The sequence below is a fragment of the Mycolicibacillus koreensis genome, assembly GCF_002104795.1.
Lineage (GTDB): Bacteria > Actinomycetota > Actinomycetes > Mycobacteriales > Mycobacteriaceae > Mycobacterium > Mycobacterium koreense.
On sequence record NZ_NCXO01000023.1, the window covers coordinates 21,181 to 37,843 of the forward strand.

A 16,663-nucleotide genomic window follows, 5' to 3' on the forward strand; every position below is an offset into this window, starting at 1 on the left:
CTGGGCGGAGAATTCCGAGGAGCGTCATGACGAGCGATCCGCGGACCACCCCTGCGGTGCTCGACCGGATCGCCGCGGAGTTGCCCGACGCGCCCGCGGTGCTCGACACCGACCGTCGGCTTTCCTACGCGCAGCTGCGCACCGAGGTCCGCCGGGCGGCCGCCGCGCTGATCGCCGCCGGCGTCCATCCCGGGGATCGGGTGGCGATCTGGTCGCCGAACACCTGGCATTGGGTGGTGGCCGCGCTGGGCATCCACTACGCCGGCGCGGTCATGGTGCCGTTGAACACCCGCTACACCGCCGCCGAGGCGACCGACATCCTGGCCCGCACCGAGACGCCGCTGCTGTTTGCCGCGGGCCGTTTCCTCGGCGCCGACCGGGCGGGCGACCTCGACCCGGCCGCGCTGCCGGCGCTGCGCACGATCGTGCGGGTGCCGGTGGAGGCCGACGACGGCACCTGGGCGGCGTTCCTCGCCGGCGGGTCGGCGGTCGCCGAGGCCGAGGTCGACGCCCGGGCCGCGCAGGTCGGCGCCGACGACGTCGCCGACATCCTGTTCACCTCCGGCACCACCGGCCGCAGCAAGGGCGTGCTCTGCGCGCACCGGCAGTCGCTGGCCGGTGCCGCCGCCTGGGCGGCGTGCGGGCAGATGCGCAGCGACGACCGCTACCTGGCGATCAACCCGTTCTTCCACAACTTCGGGTACAAGGCCGGCATCCTGGCCTGCCTGCAGACCGGGGCGGCGCTGATCCCCGCGATCACGTTCGACCCGGTGGCGGCGATGAGCACGGTCGCCGAGCAGCGGGTCACGGTGCTGCCCGGCCCGCCGACGATCTATCAGATGCTGCTGGATCATCCGCGCCGCGGCGAGTTCGACCTGACCTCGCTGCGGTTCGCGGTCACCGGCGCGGCGACCGTGCCGGTGGTGCTTATCGAACGGATGCAGTCCGAACTCGACATCGACGTCGTGCTCACCGCCTACGGGCTCACCGAGGCCAGCGGCTTCGGCACCATGTGCCGCCCCGACGACGACGCGGTCACCGTGGCCACCACCTGCGGTCGCCCGATCGCCGACTTCGAACTGGCGCTGCACGCCGAGACCAGCGAGGTGCTGCTGCGCGGGCCGAATGTGATGCTCGGCTACCTCGACGACCCGGCGGCCACCGACGCCGCCATCGACGCCGACGGCTGGTTGCACACCGGCGACGTCGGCACCCTCGACGCCGCCGGCAACCTCGCGATCACCGACCGGCTCAAGGACATGTACATCTGCGGCGGGTTCAACGTCTACCCCGCCGAGATCGAGCAGGTGCTCACCCGCCTGCCCGGCGTCGCCGACGTCGCCGTGATCGGGGTGCCCGACGCACGACTCGGCGAGGTCGGCAGGGCGTTCGTCGTCGCCGCGCCCGGCGCCGACCTCGACGAGGCGACGGTGATCGACTACGCCAAACAGCATCTGGCCAACTTCAAGACGCCACGGTCGGTGGCGTTCCTTTCCACGTTGCCGCGCAACCCGGGCGGCAAGGTGGTCAAACCCCAGTTGAGAGAGATGACCTGATGGATCTGCATTTCGACGCTGAGACCGAGGAGTTCCGCGCCGAGGTCCGCGAGTTCCTGGCGGCCAACACCGCGGCGTTCCCGACCCACTCCTACGACACCGCCGAGGGATTCGAACAGCACCGCCGGTGGGACAGGGTGCTGTTCGACGCGGGGCTGTCGGTGATCGCCTGGCCGAAGAAATACGGCGGGCGCGACGCCACCCTGCTGCAGTGGGTGGTGTTCGAGGAGGAGTACTTCCGTGCCGGGGCTCCGGCGCGCGCCAGCGCCAACGGCACCTCGATGTTGGCGCCGACGCTGTTCGCCCACGGCACCGAAGAGCAACTCGACCGGGTACTGCCGAAAATGGCCTCCGGGGAGGAGATCTGGGCACAAGCCTGGTCGGAGCCCGAATCCGGCAGCGACCTGGCGTCGCTGCGGTCGACGGCGACCAAGGTCGACGGCGGCTGGCGGCTCAACGGGCAGAAGATCTGGAGTTCACGGGCCCCGTTCGGGGAACGCGGATTCGGGCTGTTCCGCTCCGACCCCGAGGCCCAGCGGCACCGGGGGCTGACCTACTTCATGTTCGACCTGGCCGCCGAGGGTGTGACGGTGCGCGCCATCGAGCAACTCGGCGGGGAGACCGGCTTCGGTGAGATCTTCCTCGACGACGTGTTCGTGCCCGACGACGACGTGATCGGCGAACCCCACGAGGGCTGGCGCGCGGCGATGAGCACCTCGAGCAACGAGCGCGGCATGTCGCTGCGCAGCCCGGCCCGCTTCCTCGTCGGCGCCGAGCGTCTCGCGGCGTTGTGGAAAGCCGGCGGGGGCGACCACGACGAACCGGAGGCGCTCTACGGTGACCGGGTGGCCGACGCCTGGATCAAGGCGCAGGCCTACCGGCTGCACACCTTCGGCACCGTCACCCGGCTGGCGGCCGGCGGCGAACTGGGCGCCGAATCGTCGGTGACCAAGGTGTTCTGGTCGGATCTGGATGTGGCGCTGCACCAGAGCGCACTGGACATCCGCGGCGCCGACGGCGAGCTGGCCGACCCGTGGATGCACGGCTACCTGTTCGCACTGGGCGGGCCGATCTACGCCGGAACCAACGAAATTCAGCGCAACATCATCGCCGAGCGACTGCTGGGCCTGCCCCGGGAGAAGAAGTGAAATTTGATCTCGACGCGCAGCAGCGCGACTTCGCCAACAGCATCGACGCGGCGCTGAGCGCCGCCGACGTCCCGACCGCGGTGCGCGCCTTCGGCGCCGGGGACACCGCGCCGGGCCGGCGGATCTGGTCCCAGCTGGCCGAGCTGGGGGTCACCGCGCTGATGGTGCCCGAACGCCACGACGGTATCGAGGCGCACCCGGTCGACCTGATGGTCGCCCTCGAGCGGCTCGGCCGCTGGTGTGTGCCCGGCCCGGTCACCGAGTCGATCGCGGTGGCGCCGCTGCTGCTCGCCGGCGCCCCCGACGAGGCCGAGCGCTGCGCGGCGCTGGCCGCCGGGGACCTGATCGCGACCGTGGCCGCCCCGCCGTCGGTGCCGCGCGCGGTCAACGCCGACATCGCCGGGCTGGTGCTGGCCGCCGATCCGGACGGGTCGGTCGCCGTCGCCGAGGCCGGCGCCGCCCACGCCTCGGTCGACCCCACCCGCACCGGATTCGAGGTGAGCCCCACCGGGGCACGCTGGGACGCCGACACCGCCACCGCCTACGAGTTCGGGGCGCTGGCCACCGCCGCGCAACTGGTCGGGGCCGGAACCGCCCTGCTCGACGCCTCGGTCGAGTACGCCAAGCAGCGCACCCAGTTCGGCCGGGTGATCGGCTCGTACCAGGCGATCAAACACAAGCTGGCCGATGTCCACATCGCGGTGGAGATGGCCCGCCCGCTGATCTACGGGGCCGCGTTGTCGCTGGCCGAGGGCAGCGCCGACACCGCCCGCGACGTCAGCGCGGCCAAGGTCGCCGCCGCCGACGCGGCGCTGCTGGCCGCCCAGTCCGCGCTGCAGACCCACGGCGCGATCGGATTCACCGCCGAGCACGACCTGTCGCTGTGGCTGCTGCGGGTGCAGGCGCTGCGACCGGCGTGGGGCAATCCGGCCGCCCACCGGCGTCGGGTATTGGAGGCGATCTAGACATGAGCGAGGAACGTGCGCTGCTGGCCGCGACGGTGGCCGCGCTGGTCGACAAACACGCCGGGCCGGAGGCGGTGCGCACCGCGATGGACTCCGAGCGCGGCTACGACGAGGCGCTCTGGACCCTGTTGTGTGAACAGGTCGGGGCCGCGGCGCTGGTGGTGCCCGAGGAGTTCGGCGGCGCCGGCGGCCAGCTCGGCGACGCCGCCGCGGTGATCGAGGAACTGGGCAAAGCCCTGGTGCCCACTCCCCTGCTGGGCACCACGCTCGCCGAGTTGGCGCTGCTGGCCGCCGACGAGCCCGATGCCGCGGCGCTGGAGCGCCTCGCCGCCGGGGAGGCGATCGGCACGGTTGCCCTCGACCCGGACTACGCGCTCAACGGCGACCTGGTCGGGCCCGAGGATGTGGTGATCGGCGTCGAGGACGGCCAACTCGTCCGGTGGGAGACCTTCGAGGCCACCCCGCTGGCCACCATGGACCCCACCCGCCGGCTCGGCCGGATCAGTCCCGGCACCACCGCCGCAGTGGCCCCCGACCCGGGGATCGGCGACTACGCGGCGGTGCTGCTGGCCGCCGAACAGATCGGGGCCGCGGCCCGCTGCCTGGCGCTCACCGTCGACTACACCAAGAGCCGGGTGCAGTTCGGCCGCCCGATCGGAAGCTTCCAGGCACTCAAACACCGCATGGCCGATCTGCACGTGGCGGTCGCCTCGGCGCGCGCGGTCGTCGCCGACGCCGTCGCGCAGCCCACCGCGACGTCCGCCGCTTTGGCCCGGTTCACCGCCAGCGAGGCGTTCAACGCCGTTGCTGCCGAGGCGATTCAGCTGCACGGCGGTATCGCGATCACCTGGGAGAGTGACATTCAGCTGTATTTCAAACGGGCACACGGCAGTTCGCAGCTGCTCGGCGCGCCGATCGAACAACTGCGCCGTTTGGAAGCCGAGGTGCTCTCCGCCTCAGTACGGTAGGGGCCATGTGCACCCGACTGGTTTACCTGGGGCCCGCCGGCAACATCATCACCGGCCGGTCGATGGACTGGAAGCTGGATCTGATGACCAACCTGTGGGCGCTGCCGCGCGGTGTCCACCGCCACGGCCAGGCCGGCGACAACTCGATCGAGTGGACCGCCCGCTACGGCAGCGTGGTGGCCAGTGCCTACGACCTGTGCACCACCGACGGCCTCAACGAGGCGGGATTGTCGGCAAACCTGCTGTGGCTGGCAGAATCCCAGTATCCGGCCCGTGACACCGACCGGCCGGGGCTGACGATCGCCGCATGGGCGCAGTACATGCTGGACAACTTCGCCACCGTCGCCGAGGCGGTCACCGCACTGTCCGCCGAGCCGTTCGACGTGGTGACCGACGGGGTGCCGGGTGAGCAACGGCTGGCCACCCTGCACCTGTCGCTGTCCGACGCCACCGGCGACTCCGCGATCGTGGAGTACATCGGCGGGGCGCAGACCATCCACCACCACCGCGACTACCAGGTGATGACCAACTCGCCGATCTTCGCCGAGCAGTTGGCCATCAACACCTACTGGTCCCAGCTCGGCGGCACCGTGATGCTGCCCGGCACGAACCGGGCCGCCGACCGGTTCGCCCGGGCGGCGTTCTACGTCAACGCCGTACCGAAATCGGAGGATCCGCGCATCGCGCTGGCATCGGTGTTCAGTGTGGTGCGCAACGTGTCGGTGCCGTTCGGCATCGCCACGCCCGACGAGCCGAACATCTCCTCGACGCGGTGGCGTACGGTCGCCCACCACACCCGCGGGCTGTACTTCTTCGAATCGGCGCTGACCCCCAACGTGTTCTGGGTGGATCTGAACAAACTCGACTTCGGCGAATCCTCCGCGGTGCGCAAACTCGATCTCGGCCACGACGAGTCGAACACGTTCGCCGGGGAGAGCTCCGCGGCGTTCGTCGAATCCGAGCCGTTTCAGTTCCTGGGGGTCCCGCGGTGAGCCGGCCGGCGGCCGCGGTGCTGACCGCGGTGGTTCTGGTCGTCTTCGGCGCCGCGACGCCGTGGGCGCACGCCGACACCGCCCCGAACTGGTCGGGTCTGGACGCCCGGCACTACGACGGGCCGATCCCGCCGGCCGGGACCCTGATCACCGCGGTGGACCTCGATCCCGCACTGTCGGTGCCCGGTGCGGCGCGCGCCCTGCGGATCCTCTACGCCACCCCCGACCAGCACGACCAGCCGGCGGTGAGCACCGCGGCGGTGTTCGTCCCGCACGCCGCCCCGCCGCCGGACGGGTGGCCGGTGATCGCCTGGGCGCACGGCACCGTCGGGCTCGGCGACGACTGCACCCCGTCGGCGCACCCGCGCAGCGCGCGCGACGACGAGTACCTGTCGCACTGGCTGGACCAGGGGTACGCGGTGGTCGGCACCGACTATGCCGGGCTGGGCACGCCAGGGCTGATGAGCTATCTCAACAGCGTCACCGAGGCGCATTCGGTGATCGACTCGGTCAAGGCCGCCCACCAGCTGGATCTGCCGCTGTCGGCGAAGTGGGCGATCGTCGGGCAGTCCCAGGGCGGCGGCGCGGCGGTCAACAGCGCCTGGTGGGCCAACCGTCTGGCCGCCGGCGACGGCCTGGACTACCGGGGCGTGGTCGCCACCGGCACACCGGCCAACATCGAGCAGGTCGTGGTGCAGGCCGGCCCGGACTTCGACCCGGGCCCGCTGCCGCCGGCGGCGATCAGCTACACCTCCTACATCCTCGCCGCGCTGCGCGAGGCGCGCCCGGACCTCGGTGTCGACGCCGTGCTGAGCCCCCGGGGACGCGAGCTCGTCGACGCGGCCGAGACGGTGTGCAAACCCGCCCTGGACACGCTGGCCGGCACCACCACCCTGCCCGAGCTGTTCGTCGCGCCGGTGGCGTCGCTGCCGGGGATCGACGAGGCGCTCGGCGCCTTCATGGGCACCCCGGTCGACGGCTACGACCGGCCGATCTTCCTCGGCGCCGGGCTGCGCGACACCGACGTGCCGGCCCGGTCCTCGCAGCTGCTCGACGAACAGCTGCGCGCCAACGGCCAGCCGGTGGAGCTGCACATCTACCCCGACGAGGACCACTCCGGCACGGTGCTGGCCTCGATCCCGGACTCCACCGCGTTTCTGCAGCGGGTGATGGCCGGGTGAACGGGCCGCTGGACCGGGTGGCGCTGCGCGCCGGGATCCCGCCGTTTCACGTCATGGACGTGTGGCTGGCCGCCGCGCAGCGCCAGCGCAGCCACGGCGACCTGGTGAACCTCTCCGCCGGCCAGCCGAGTGTGGGCGCACCGCAGCCGGTGCGTGCCGCGGCGGCCGCCGCCTTGGACCGCAATGAACTGGGATACACTGTCGCACTGGGGATCCCGGAGCTGCGCGAGGCGATCGCCGAGTCGTACCGCCGCAGCTACGACCTGACGGTGGGCTCCGACGACGTGGTGGTCACCACCGGCTCCTCCGGCGGGTTCCTGTTGACGTTTCTGGCCTGCTTCGACCCCGGTGACCGGGTGGCGATCGCCAGCCCCGGCTACCCGTGCTACCGCAACATCTTGACCGCGCTGGGCTGTGAGGTCGTCGAGATCGCGTGCGGGCCGCAGACCCGCTACCAGCCGACGGTGGCGATGCTCGACGCCGCTGCGGCGAGCGCGCCGCTGGCCGGGGTGATCGTGGCCAGCCCCGCCAACCCCACCGGCACCGTCATCGCCCCGGAGCAACTGGCCGCGATCGCCGCGTGGTGTGACCGCGAGCAGGCCCGGCTGATCAGCGACGAGGTGTATCACGGGCTGGTCTATCCGGGTGCGCCACAGACCCGCTGCGCCTGGCAGAGTTCACGAAACGCGGTGGTGGTCAACAGTTTCTCCAAGTATTTCGCGATGACCGGATGGCGGCTCGGTTGGCTGCTGGTGCCGCCGGAGCTGCGCCGTGCGGTGGACCGGTTGACCGGCAACTTCACCATCTGTCCGCCGGCGCTGGCCCAGTACGCCGCGGTGGCGGCGTTCACCCCGGATGCGATCGCCGAGGCCGAGGGGCACCTGCGCCACTACGGCGCCAACCGCACGCTGCTGCTCGACGGTCTGCGCGCGCTGGGGTTGACCCGGCTGGCCCCTGCCGACGGGGCGTTCTACGTCTACGCCGACGTCGCCGAGCACACCGACGATTCGCTGGGGTTCTGCGCGGATCTGCTGGCCGGCACCGGGGTCGCGGTGGCCCCGGGGATCGATTTCGATCCGGCCGGCGGGAACAGCTGGGTACGGCTGTCGTTCGCCGGTCCGACCGCCGACATCACCGAGGGCCTCGACCGCCTCGGTGACTGGCTGCGGCACCGCGGACCGCTGGGGTAGGTTGGCGGAGGTTCCCGCCCACACGTTTCTAAGGATCGCCATGACGAGCAGCCGCCGGACCCCCATTCGCCACCTCGCAGTCGGTGTGGCCGCGATCGGTCTGGCGGGGGGAATCGCCGCCGCCGCACCCGCCGCCGCGGCGCCGCCGTGCACCGCCGGGGCGTTGTCGGCCACCGCCAGCGGCGTGCTCAACCAGGTCTCCGGGTTCTTCGACACCCACCCGGAGGCCAACGACGTCGTCACCGCGGCCGCCAAGCAGTCCCCCGAGGACGCCCGCAACTCGGTGCGCGGCTACTTCACCGGCCACCCCGGTGAGCTGCTGGAGCTGCAGGGCATCGCCCGCCCGCTGACCGACATGCGCAACGAGTGCGGGGTGGAACTCACCCCCGGGCATCTGGCCACCCTGATCGAGACGATCACCCAGTAACGCCATTGAGGCTCGGTGCGCACGAGCGCGCAGCACTGGCCGAGGTCGCGCGGTTCCCGCTGGCCGACGCCGTCGTCGGGCGCCGCTCCCGGCGTTTCCCGGTGGGCGGGCGGATCCCGGCGGGTGCGTTGGCGTTCACCAGCCGCCGGCCGGTCGCGCCGCTGAGCGAGGTCGAGCGCGCGCTGGTGCTGTCGTTCGTCGCCGGGGTCACCGGCTGGCACGACGGCATCACCCACCATCCCGGCTACGCCCCGGCGTGGCCCAACTACTCCGGCAGCGCCACCGGGCGCACCTTCAGCTCGGCGGCCGGGTTCCACACCAGCCGGGTGTTCTTCACCGACGACAGCGGCATCTATCTGCTCGACACCCGCGACCGGGCGCCGGCGCCGATCACCGATCTGGCCGACTGGATCGGCGCCACCGCCGAGCAGTACGTGCAGATCTCGCCGCACCGGTTGGAGCTGCCCCGCGAGGAGCCCTACATGGAGGGCCACAACACCTGGGTCGCCAACCATCCGGGCAGCCTGCTGGCGTTCCCGGTGGCCGATCTGGCCGAGCATCTGCTGGAGAACCTGTGGTTCTTCGCCGCCAACGGCTACCCCATCATCGACGACATCCACGGCCGAGCGCTGCCCGGGATGGGACGGTTCGCGTCGCTGGCGCACGCCGACGACCCGGTGCCGCTGTCGTTCGTCGAGCAGTACACGCTCAGCGAGGCCAGCGCCGAGCTGGCGATCGCCGCGCACAACGGGATGCTGGCGCTGCAGGCGATCGGGCTGGGCGGGTGGATCTTCGACGGACTCGACCGGGTGTCGGTGCTCGGCGGATCCGGGGACCCGCGCGCACCCGGTCTGGGGTTTCACGCCGAGCACGACGACCGCTGGGCGATGGCCAATCCCACGGGCCTGCCGGGCTATTTCGAGACGCTGTGCCCGGCGCACACCGGCTCGGTTGCCGCCGCCGTGGACATGCTGGTGGACCGAAAGTTCGCACCCGGCGGCCCGTTTCACCGCGACACCGCCGGGCCGTGGGCCGACACCGCAGCGGTGCGCGCCAGTGCGCTACCGCCGGAGGGGATCGCTGAGTTGGTCACCCACCAGGGCACCTACATCGTCGAGGAGTTCGGCAAGCTGCCTGGCACGGTGCCGACCGTGCAGGTGCTGATGTATCTGCAGGCACAGCATCTCGACACCGACTTCTACGACGAGTTCTTCGACGCCGGAGGTTATCTGCGCACCCACGCCGAGCACCAGCGGCGCTGGCACGGCGGTTGACCGGACCCGCTTCACATAGTTTCAGACCGCGGTCACTGCGCCGAGCGCCTCGGCGATCGGGGTGGGTGCGGTGAGTTGTTTACGGGCCGAACGGATCTGGGTTGCCATGCCCGCGGCGACCACGGCGGTGAGCATGCCGTCACGTTCGTAGTAGGCGAGGAACTCCCGGCCGCGGTCCTCGGCGATGTGCACGGCGTCGCCGGGGTCGGGGTCGCCGAGGCACTGCAGTTTGAGCTCATACTGGTCGCTCCACACGTAGGGCACCGTCGCCCGCGCCGGCGGGTCCCCGCCCGCCATAACGGCGGCCACCGTGCGGGCCTGATCGGCGACGTTGCTCCAGTGTGCGATGCGGCGGTGGGTCCGGCCGTACGCCCATGCGGCGACGTCGCCGAGGGCCCACACGTCGGGAACGCTGGTGCGCCCCACAGGGTCACAGACCACGCCGTTGTCGATCCGCACGCCGCTGCCGGCCAGCCAGTCGGTGACCGGGCGGGAACCGATGCCGACGACCACCAGGTCGGCGGGCACCGTGGTGCCGTCGTCGAGGGTCACCGACTCCACGTGGCCGGCGCCGGTGACCTCGCCGACCCCGACCCCGGTGCGCACGCTCACGCCCTCGTCACGGTGCAGGCGGGCGATCAGCGCCCCCACCGTCGGGCCGACCACCGACGCCAGCGGCGCCGGTGCGGGATCCACCAGGGTCACCGCGACGTCGGCGGCGCGCAGCGCGGCGGTGACCTCACAGCCGATGAACCCGGCGCCGACGACGACAGCGCGCCGCGCCGCCGAGACGCCCGCCCGCAGCGCCACCGCCTGGTCCACCGAGCGCAGCAGGTGCACCCCGGCCAGCGGCGGGCAGCCCGGCAGCCACCGCGGGGTGACCCCGGTGGCGATGACCAGCCGGTCGTAGCCGATGCGGGCGCCGTCGGCGAGCACCACGGTGTGCGCGTCGGGGTCCAGCCGGGTCGCTGCGGCCCCCAGCCGCAGGGTGATGTCGTTGTCGCGGTAGAACTCGGCCGGTTTGAGGGCGACCTCGGCGGGACCGGCCAGCTCCCCGCGCAGCAGCTGCTTGGACAGCGGGGGCCGGTCGTAGGGCGGGTGCGGTTCCGCGCCGACGAGGGTGATCGCGCCGGTGTCGCCGCCGCGGCGCAGCGCTTCGGCGGTGCGGACCGCGGCGAGCCCGGCGCCGACGATCACCGTGGCGGTCACGGCCGGGCCACCTCGACCATCTCGAAGTCGGCCTTGGCCGCACCGCAGTCCGGGCAGCTCCAGTCCTCGGGGATGTCGGCCCAGCGGGTGCCCGGCTCGATGCCGTCCTCGGGCCAGCCCTGCGCCTCGTCGTACTCGAAGCCGCACTGCAGGCAGCGGAACAGTTTGTAGTCGTTCATCGGTCCTCCTTGTCGTTGTCGGCGGCTAGTGGGTGCTCGCCGGTTCGAAGTCGAACTTCTCGCGCACCGCGCAGTCCGGGCAGGCCCAGTCGTCGGGGATCTGCGCCCAGGCGGTGCCGGCCGGGAATCCTTCCCGCGGTGCGCCGGTGGCCTCGTCGTAGACGTAGCCGCAGCCGGGGCACCGGTAGGCGGCGGTCACGACGCCGCCACCGGGTAGCGGGCGAGGATCTTCTCGCGCCGGCGCGGGACGATGTTGGCGCGGCTGATGTCACCGTCGTAGTGGTCCAGCACCCGGTGATCCATCAGCCGGCGCCACAGCGGGGTGAGGTAGGTCAGCCCGATCAGCGCGCCGTAGCCGGCCGGCAGGTTCGGCGAATCGTCGAAGCTGCGCAGCGTCTGGTAGCGCCGGGTCGGGTTGGCGTGGTGGTCGGAGTGGCGCTGCAGGTGGTAGAGGAACAGGTTGGTGACCATGTGGTCGGAGTTCCAGCTGTGCTGCGGGGTGCAGCGCTCGTAGCGGCCGTTGTCCAGCTTCTGGCGCACCAGCCCGTAGTGCTCCAGATAGTTCACCGACTCCAGCAGCGACGAGCCGTAGATCGCGTTGATCGCCAGGTACGGGATGAGCCCGAGGCCGAAGACCGCGATCATCGCGCCCCAGAACACGATCGACATCGCCAGGGCGTTCACCACGTCGTTGCCCGGCCAGGTTGTCGGGTTCCACGGGTTCTTGCCGGTGCGCCGCACGCGCGCCGCTTCCAGCTGCCACGCCGAGCGGATACCGCCGAAGGTGCTGCGCGGCAGGAACTCCCAGAACGATTCACCGAAGCGCGCCGAGGCGGGGTCCTCCGGGGTGGCGACCCGCACGTGGTGGCCGCGGTTGTGTTCGACGTAGAAGTGGCCGTAGCAGACCTGGGCGAGGGTGATCTTGGACAGCCAGCGCTCCAGGGTGTCGCGCTTGTGGCCGAGTTCGTGGGCGGTGTTGATGCCCACCCCGGCGACGGTGGCGGTGGTCATCGCCACCCCGATCTTGCCGAGCCAGCCCAGACCCTCGGGGTAGCCCAGCCAGGACAGGTCCGAGGCGGTGAACAGGTACGCGCCGAAGATCGCGCTGGCGTACTGGAACGGGATGTAGGCGTAGGTGGCGTAGCGGTAGTAGCGGTCGCTTTCCAGCTCCGCCATCACCTCGTCGGGCGGGTTCTGCCCGTCGGCGCCGATCAGCAGGTCCAGGGCGGGCAGCAGGGCGTAGATCAGCATCGGCCCGATCCACAGCGGGATCTGTGCGGCGGTGTGCCAGCCGAGCTGGTTGAGCCCCCACACGATCGGCAGGACGGTGAACAGCATCGTGGGCACGAACAGCCCGAGCAGCCACAGGTGCCGCTTCTTGTCGCGCCAGACCGCCGCGGCGGCCGGTTGAGAAGTGACCATGGTCTTGCAGAACCTCCCTGGTGAGCGCGGATTTCTTCCGGTATCGCCCACGGTAGGGAGCTCAAGGTGCCCCGGCTATGTCGCCAAAGGCCGACAACTGACCGCGTCTTCGTCGCCCGGAGACAACCGTGCCCGGGGCTCCGGCAGGTCCTGCAGGTTCCTACAGCCAGGTGTCGTCGGTGGTGGCGGTCAAAAACGCCTCGAGGTCGTCGCGCCACTGCGCCGGGGTGGTCTTGTCCGGCTCGATGCCGGTGTAGTCGCCGCGGTAGAACAGCAGCGGCCGCGGTTTGATCCTCGGCGCCTCCGACAGCGAGTTCACCGCGCCGAACACCACGAAATGGTCACCGCCGTCGTGCACGGAGTCGACGGTGCAGTCGATGTGGGCCAGCGACCCGTCGATGATCGGCGACCCCAACGGCGACGGCGTCCAGTCGATGCCGGCGAACTTGTCCGGTTCGCGCGACCCGAACCGCGCCGAGACGTGCTTTTGCGCCTCGGTGAGGATGTTCACGCAGAACCGTCCGCTGGCCTCGATCGCCTGCCAGGACCGGGACACCTTGGTGGGGCAGAACAGCACCAGCGGCGGGTCCAGCGACAGCGCGGCGAACGACTGGCAGGCGAACCCGATCGGCACATCGTCGTGGACGGTGGTGATGATGGTGATCCCGGTGCAGAACTGGCCCAGCACGTTCCGGAACGCGCGGGGATCGATCGCTGCGTCACTCACGGGTTCTGCGCACCGACGGTGAAGTCGTGGCCCCACAGACTCACCGCGGTGGATTCCCGGGCGATCCAGTCGGTGTCGTCGACTTCGAGTCCCTCGCAACCGAATTCGACGTCGAAGCCACTGGGGGTTTTCATGTAGAACGACAGCATCTTGTCGTTGACGTGGCGTCCCAGCGTCGCCGACATCGGCACCTTGCGGCGCAGCGCGCGGTCCAGGCACAGCCCCACGTCGTCGGCGTTTTCCACCTCCACCATCAGGTGCACGATGCCGGTGGGGGTGGGCATCGGCAAGAACGCCAGGCTGTGGTGGCGCGGGTTGCACCCGAAGAACCGCAGCCAGGCGGGGTCGCCGTCGGCGGGGCGCCCGACGAACTGCGGGGGCAGCCGCATCGAGTCGCGCAGCCGGAAGCCGAGCACGTCGCGGTAGAAGCGCAGCGCCTCGGCGTCGTCCTTGGTCGACAGCACCACGTGGCCCAGGCCCTGCTCCTCGGTGACGAACCGGTGGCCGTACGGACTGACCAGTCGGCGATGCTCCAGCGCCGCGCCGTGGAAGGCCTCCAGACAGTTGCCCGAGGGGTCCTCGAAGGCGATCATCTCGTCGACGCGCCGCTCGGCGAGTTGCGCGGCGGTGGCCTCCTTGTACGGGGTGCCGGCCCCGTCGAGCCGGTCGCGGACGTCCTGGAGTTCGGCGGCGTTGGCGCACTCCCACCCGGAGACCAGCAGCCGGTCGTGCTCGCCGGGCACGATCACCAGCCGGGCCGGGAACTCGTCCATCCGCAGGTACAGCGCCCCCTCGGTGGTGCCCTTGCCCTCGACCATGCCGAGCACCTTGAGCCCGTACTCACGCCAGGCCGCCATGTCGGTGGCCTCGATGCGCATGTACCCCAGCGACCGGATGCCCATCACGCGCCTCCTGTTGAAACTCCTGTTGAAACCCGCCGTCGGCGGGCGCTGGTGTCCAGCCTGCCCGAAAACCGGGGGTTAGACCATGGTGTCGCCGGGCGGCAACCCGAACTCGTCGTTGCCGAAGATCACGTAGGCGCGCTCGGGGTCGTTGGCGGCGTGCACCCGACCGGCGTGGGCGTCACGCCAGAACCGCTGCACGGGAGCGTCGTTGGCCAACGCGGTCGCCCCGGACGCCTCGAAGAGCCGGTCGATCGAGGCGATCGCGCGGCCGGTGGCGCGCACCTGGTCGCGGCGGGCCCGAGCCCGCAGCGCGAACGGGATCTCCTCGCCGGCGACGAGCAGCGCGTACTCCTCGGAGACGTTGCCGATGAGCTGACGCCACGCGGCGTCGATGTCGCTGGCCGCCTCGGCGATGCGGACCTTGGCGAACGGGTCGTCTTTGGTCTTCTCCCCGGCGAAGGCGGCGCGGACCCGCTTGCCCTGGTGCTCGACGTGGGCGTCGTAGGCGCCGTAGGCCATCCCGACGATCGGCGCGGAGATCGTGGTGGGGTGCACCGTGCCCCACGGCATCTTGTACAGCGGCGCGGTGTTGGTCTCATACCCGCCGGCGGTGTGGTCGTTCATCGCCTTGTAGGACAAGAACCGGTGCTTGGGCACGAACACGTCCTTGACGTGGATGGTGTTGGAGCCGGTGCCGCGCAGCCCGACCACATGCCAGACGTCGTCGATCTCGTAGTCGCTGATCGGGATCAAGAAGCTGCCGAAGTCGACCGGCCGGCCGTCCTTGATGACCGGACCGCCGAGGAACGCCCAGGTGGCGTGGTCGCAGCCGGACGACCAATTCCAGGCGCCGCTGACCAGGTAGCCGTCCTTGCCCTCGACCACGGTGCCCGCCCCCATCGGGGCGTACGACGAGGACACCCGGGTGTTCGGGTCGGTGCCCCACACCTCTTCCTGGGCTTTCTGGTCGAACAGCGCCAGGTGCCAGTTGTGCACCCCGATGATCGAGGCGACCCAGCCGGTGGAACCGCACGCCGAGGCCAGCCGGCGCACCGCCTCGAAGAAGATCGCCGGGTCGCACTGCAGCCCGCCCCACTGTTCGGGCTGCAGCAAGGTGAAGAATCCGACGTCCTGGAGCGCCTTGATGTTGTCGTCGTGGACACGGCGCAGGTCCTCGGTCTCCTGAGCGCGCTCCCGCAACTGCGGCAGCAACTCATCGATACCGGCTAGAACCGCCTGCGCGTCGCGCTGTTGAATGGACGTCACTGCTATTGCCTCCCGGGAGTCGGGCACTCGGATACAGACAGAGATTAGAACACGTTCTGATTCGTGTCGAGTGGGGTATCCCTGCGGCTGGTAGCGATGGGTGGCCGGGTTTCTGTAACCTGTTCTAGTTATGACCGGAAAGAGGATCACGCCGTGTCGGACTCCGTAACCGAATCTGCGCCCGACGAACCGCTGGGCGACCACGTGCTGGAGTTGCAGATCGCCGACGTCATCGACGAGACCGATGACGCGCGATCGCTGGTGTTCACCGCCCCCGACGGGCCCGACGACACCCCCATCCCCGCCGAGCGGCTGCGGTACTCCCCGGGGCAGTTTTTGACCCTGCGGGTGCCCAGCGAGCAGACCGGCTCGGTGGCCCGCTGCTACTCGCTGTGCAGCTCGCCGTTCTCCGAGGAGAACCTGACCGTCACCGTCAAACGCGACGGGCAGGGCTACGCGTCGAACTGGTTGTGTGATCATGCCCACCCCGGCATGCGGGTGCACGTGCTCGCACCGTCGGGCACCTTCGTGCCCAGAAACCTCGACGACGATTTCCTGCTGATCGCCGCCGGCAGCGGCATCACCCCGATGATGGCGATCGCGAAGTCGGCGCTGTCGCAGGGCGGCGGGCAGGTGACGCTGCTCTACGCCAACCGCAACGAGAACTCGGTGATCTTCGCCGAGGCGCTGCGGACGCTGGCCGCCGAGCACCCCGACCGGTTCACCGTCGTGCACTGGCTGGAGTCGGTGCAGGGCCGGCCCACCGCGTCGGCGCTGGCCCGGCTGGCCGCCGCCCACACCGACCGGCAGGTGTTCATCTGCGGGCCGGGCCCGTTCATGCAGGCCGCCAGCGACGCGCTGGCGCAGCTGTCGGTGCCCGAGACCCAGATCAACATCGAGGTGTTCAAGTCGCTGGCGAGCGACCCGTTCGCCGCGGTGACCATCGAGGAGGCCCCCGAGGACGCCGCGCCGCCGGCCAGCGTCACCGTCGAACTCGACGGTCAGACCACCACGCTGCCGTGGCCGCGGCACGTCAAGCTGCTCGATCTGCTGCTCGACGCCGGCCTGGACGCACCGTTCTCCTGCCGGGAGGGGCACTGCGCGGCATGTGCCTGCACGATGAAGAGCGGCAAGGTGTCGATGGAGGTCAACGACGTGCTCGACGAGCAGGACCTGGCCGAGGGTCTGATCCTGGCCTGCCAGTCGCACCCAGAGACCGATTCGGTGGAAGTCACCTACGACGATTAGCCCGGC

At 70.8% G+C, this 16,663-nt stretch carries 17 protein-coding genes; 10 read left to right on the forward strand and 7 right to left on the reverse strand.

The genetic code is table 11. The features are described 5' to 3' along the window. Positions 1-26 precede the first annotated feature (26 nt). From fadD3 to B8W67_RS11365, 9 genes are read left to right on the forward strand one after another with little or no spacing between them, the layout of a single operon-like run. The gene (gene fadD3, locus B8W67_RS11325) at positions 27-1,556 is read left to right on the forward strand and encodes a 3-((3aS,4S,7aS)-7a-methyl-1,5-dioxo-octahydro-1H-inden-4-yl)propanoate--CoA ligase FadD3 (RefSeq protein ID WP_085304074.1); all 1,530 of its coding nucleotides are present in this window, start codon (positions 27-29) and stop codon (positions 1,554-1,556) included. Continuing rightward, positions 1,556-2,704: an acyl-CoA dehydrogenase family protein gene (locus tag B8W67_RS11330; protein ID WP_069393193.1), complete on the forward strand. Its 1,149-nt coding sequence runs from the start codon at positions 1,556-1,558 to the stop codon at positions 2,702-2,704. The genes fadD3 and B8W67_RS11330 overlap by 1 nt, the downstream gene beginning before the upstream one ends. After that, positions 2,701-3,669 carry an acyl-CoA dehydrogenase family protein gene (locus tag B8W67_RS11335; RefSeq protein ID WP_069393192.1) on the forward strand — a complete coding sequence of 323 codons (969 nt, stop codon included), beginning with the start codon at positions 2,701-2,703 and terminating at the stop codon, positions 3,667-3,669. The genes B8W67_RS11330 and B8W67_RS11335 overlap by 4 nt, the downstream gene beginning before the upstream one ends. 2 nt (positions 3,670-3,671) lie before the next feature. Continuing rightward, entirely contained in the window at positions 3,672-4,637 is a 966-nt protein-coding gene (gene ipdE2 / locus B8W67_RS11340; protein WP_085304076.1) for an acyl-CoA dehydrogenase IpdE2, read from the forward strand. A gap of 5 nt (positions 4,638-4,642) precedes the next feature. Next, the gene (locus B8W67_RS11345) at positions 4,643-5,629 is read left to right on the forward strand and encodes a bile salt hydrolase (RefSeq protein WP_069393190.1); all 987 of its coding nucleotides are present in this window, start codon (positions 4,643-4,645) and stop codon (positions 5,627-5,629) included. 29 nt (positions 5,630-5,658) lie between these two features. Next, positions 5,659-6,810: an alpha/beta hydrolase family protein gene (locus B8W67_RS11350; RefSeq protein WP_069393233.1), complete on the forward strand. Its 1,152-nt coding sequence runs from the start codon at positions 5,659-5,661 to the stop codon at positions 6,808-6,810. A 53-nt stretch (positions 6,811-6,863) separates the two neighbouring features. Next, a complete protein-coding gene (locus B8W67_RS11355; RefSeq protein ID WP_069393232.1) occupies positions 6,864-8,000 on the forward strand; it encodes a pyridoxal phosphate-dependent aminotransferase in 1,137 nt (378 codons plus the stop codon). Positions 8,001-8,040: 40 nt separating this feature from the next. Next, positions 8,041-8,427 carry a heme-binding protein gene (locus B8W67_RS11360; protein ID WP_069393189.1) on the forward strand — a complete coding sequence of 129 codons (387 nt, stop codon included), beginning with the start codon at positions 8,041-8,043 and terminating at the stop codon, positions 8,425-8,427. A 5-nt stretch (positions 8,428-8,432) separates the two neighbouring features. Continuing rightward, entirely contained in the window at positions 8,433-9,701 is a 1,269-nt protein-coding gene (locus B8W67_RS11365) for a hypothetical protein (protein WP_069393188.1), read from the forward strand. 21 nt (positions 9,702-9,722) lie between these two features. Here the strand turns inward: B8W67_RS11365 and B8W67_RS11370 are convergent, their stop codons facing one another. From B8W67_RS11370 to hsaA, 7 genes are all read right to left on the reverse strand, one after another. Next, positions 9,723-10,910 (reverse strand): NAD(P)/FAD-dependent oxidoreductase, encoded by a 1,188-nt coding sequence (locus B8W67_RS11370; protein WP_234806728.1) that lies wholly within the window; start codon positions 10,908-10,910, stop codon positions 9,723-9,725. Then, positions 10,907-11,089 carry a rubredoxin gene (locus tag B8W67_RS11375; protein ID WP_069393186.1) on the reverse strand — a complete coding sequence of 61 codons (183 nt, stop codon included), beginning with the start codon at positions 11,087-11,089 and terminating at the stop codon, positions 10,907-10,909. The genes B8W67_RS11370 and B8W67_RS11375 overlap by 4 nt, the downstream gene beginning before the upstream one ends. A 25-nt stretch (positions 11,090-11,114) precedes the next feature. After that, positions 11,115-11,288 (reverse strand): rubredoxin, encoded by a 174-nt coding sequence (locus B8W67_RS11380; RefSeq protein WP_069393185.1) that lies wholly within the window; start codon positions 11,286-11,288, stop codon positions 11,115-11,117. Next, positions 11,285-12,511 (reverse strand): alkane 1-monooxygenase, encoded by a 1,227-nt coding sequence (locus B8W67_RS11385; RefSeq protein ID WP_069393184.1) that lies wholly within the window; start codon positions 12,509-12,511, stop codon positions 11,285-11,287. Before B8W67_RS11385 ends, B8W67_RS11380 begins: the two co-directional genes overlap by 4 nt. Before the next feature lie 160 nt (positions 12,512-12,671). Beyond that, on the reverse strand, positions 12,672-13,238 hold the full coding sequence (gene hsaB / locus B8W67_RS11390; RefSeq protein WP_069393183.1) for a 3-hydroxy-9,10-secoandrosta-1,3,5(10)-triene-9,17-dione monooxygenase reductase subunit: 567 nt from the start codon (positions 13,236-13,238) through the stop codon (positions 12,672-12,674). Next, complete coding sequence (gene hsaC, locus B8W67_RS11395; RefSeq protein WP_069393231.1) at positions 13,235-14,140, reverse strand: iron-dependent extradiol dioxygenase HsaC; 906 nt, start codon at positions 14,138-14,140, stop codon at positions 13,235-13,237. The genes hsaB and hsaC overlap by 4 nt, the downstream gene beginning before the upstream one ends. A 78-nt stretch (positions 14,141-14,218) precedes the next feature. Further along, positions 14,219-15,409 (reverse strand): 3-hydroxy-9,10-secoandrosta-1,3,5(10)-triene-9,17-dione monooxygenase oxygenase subunit, encoded by a 1,191-nt coding sequence (gene hsaA / locus B8W67_RS11400; RefSeq protein WP_069393182.1) that lies wholly within the window; start codon positions 15,407-15,409, stop codon positions 14,219-14,221. A 153-nt stretch (positions 15,410-15,562) separates the two neighbouring features. On the opposite strand from hsaA, the gene B8W67_RS11405 reads away from it, so the two are divergent. Further along, positions 15,563-16,657 carry a ferredoxin--NADP reductase gene (locus B8W67_RS11405; protein WP_069393181.1) on the forward strand — a complete coding sequence of 365 codons (1,095 nt, stop codon included), beginning with the start codon at positions 15,563-15,565 and terminating at the stop codon, positions 16,655-16,657. Positions 16,658-16,663 lie beyond the last annotated feature (6 nt).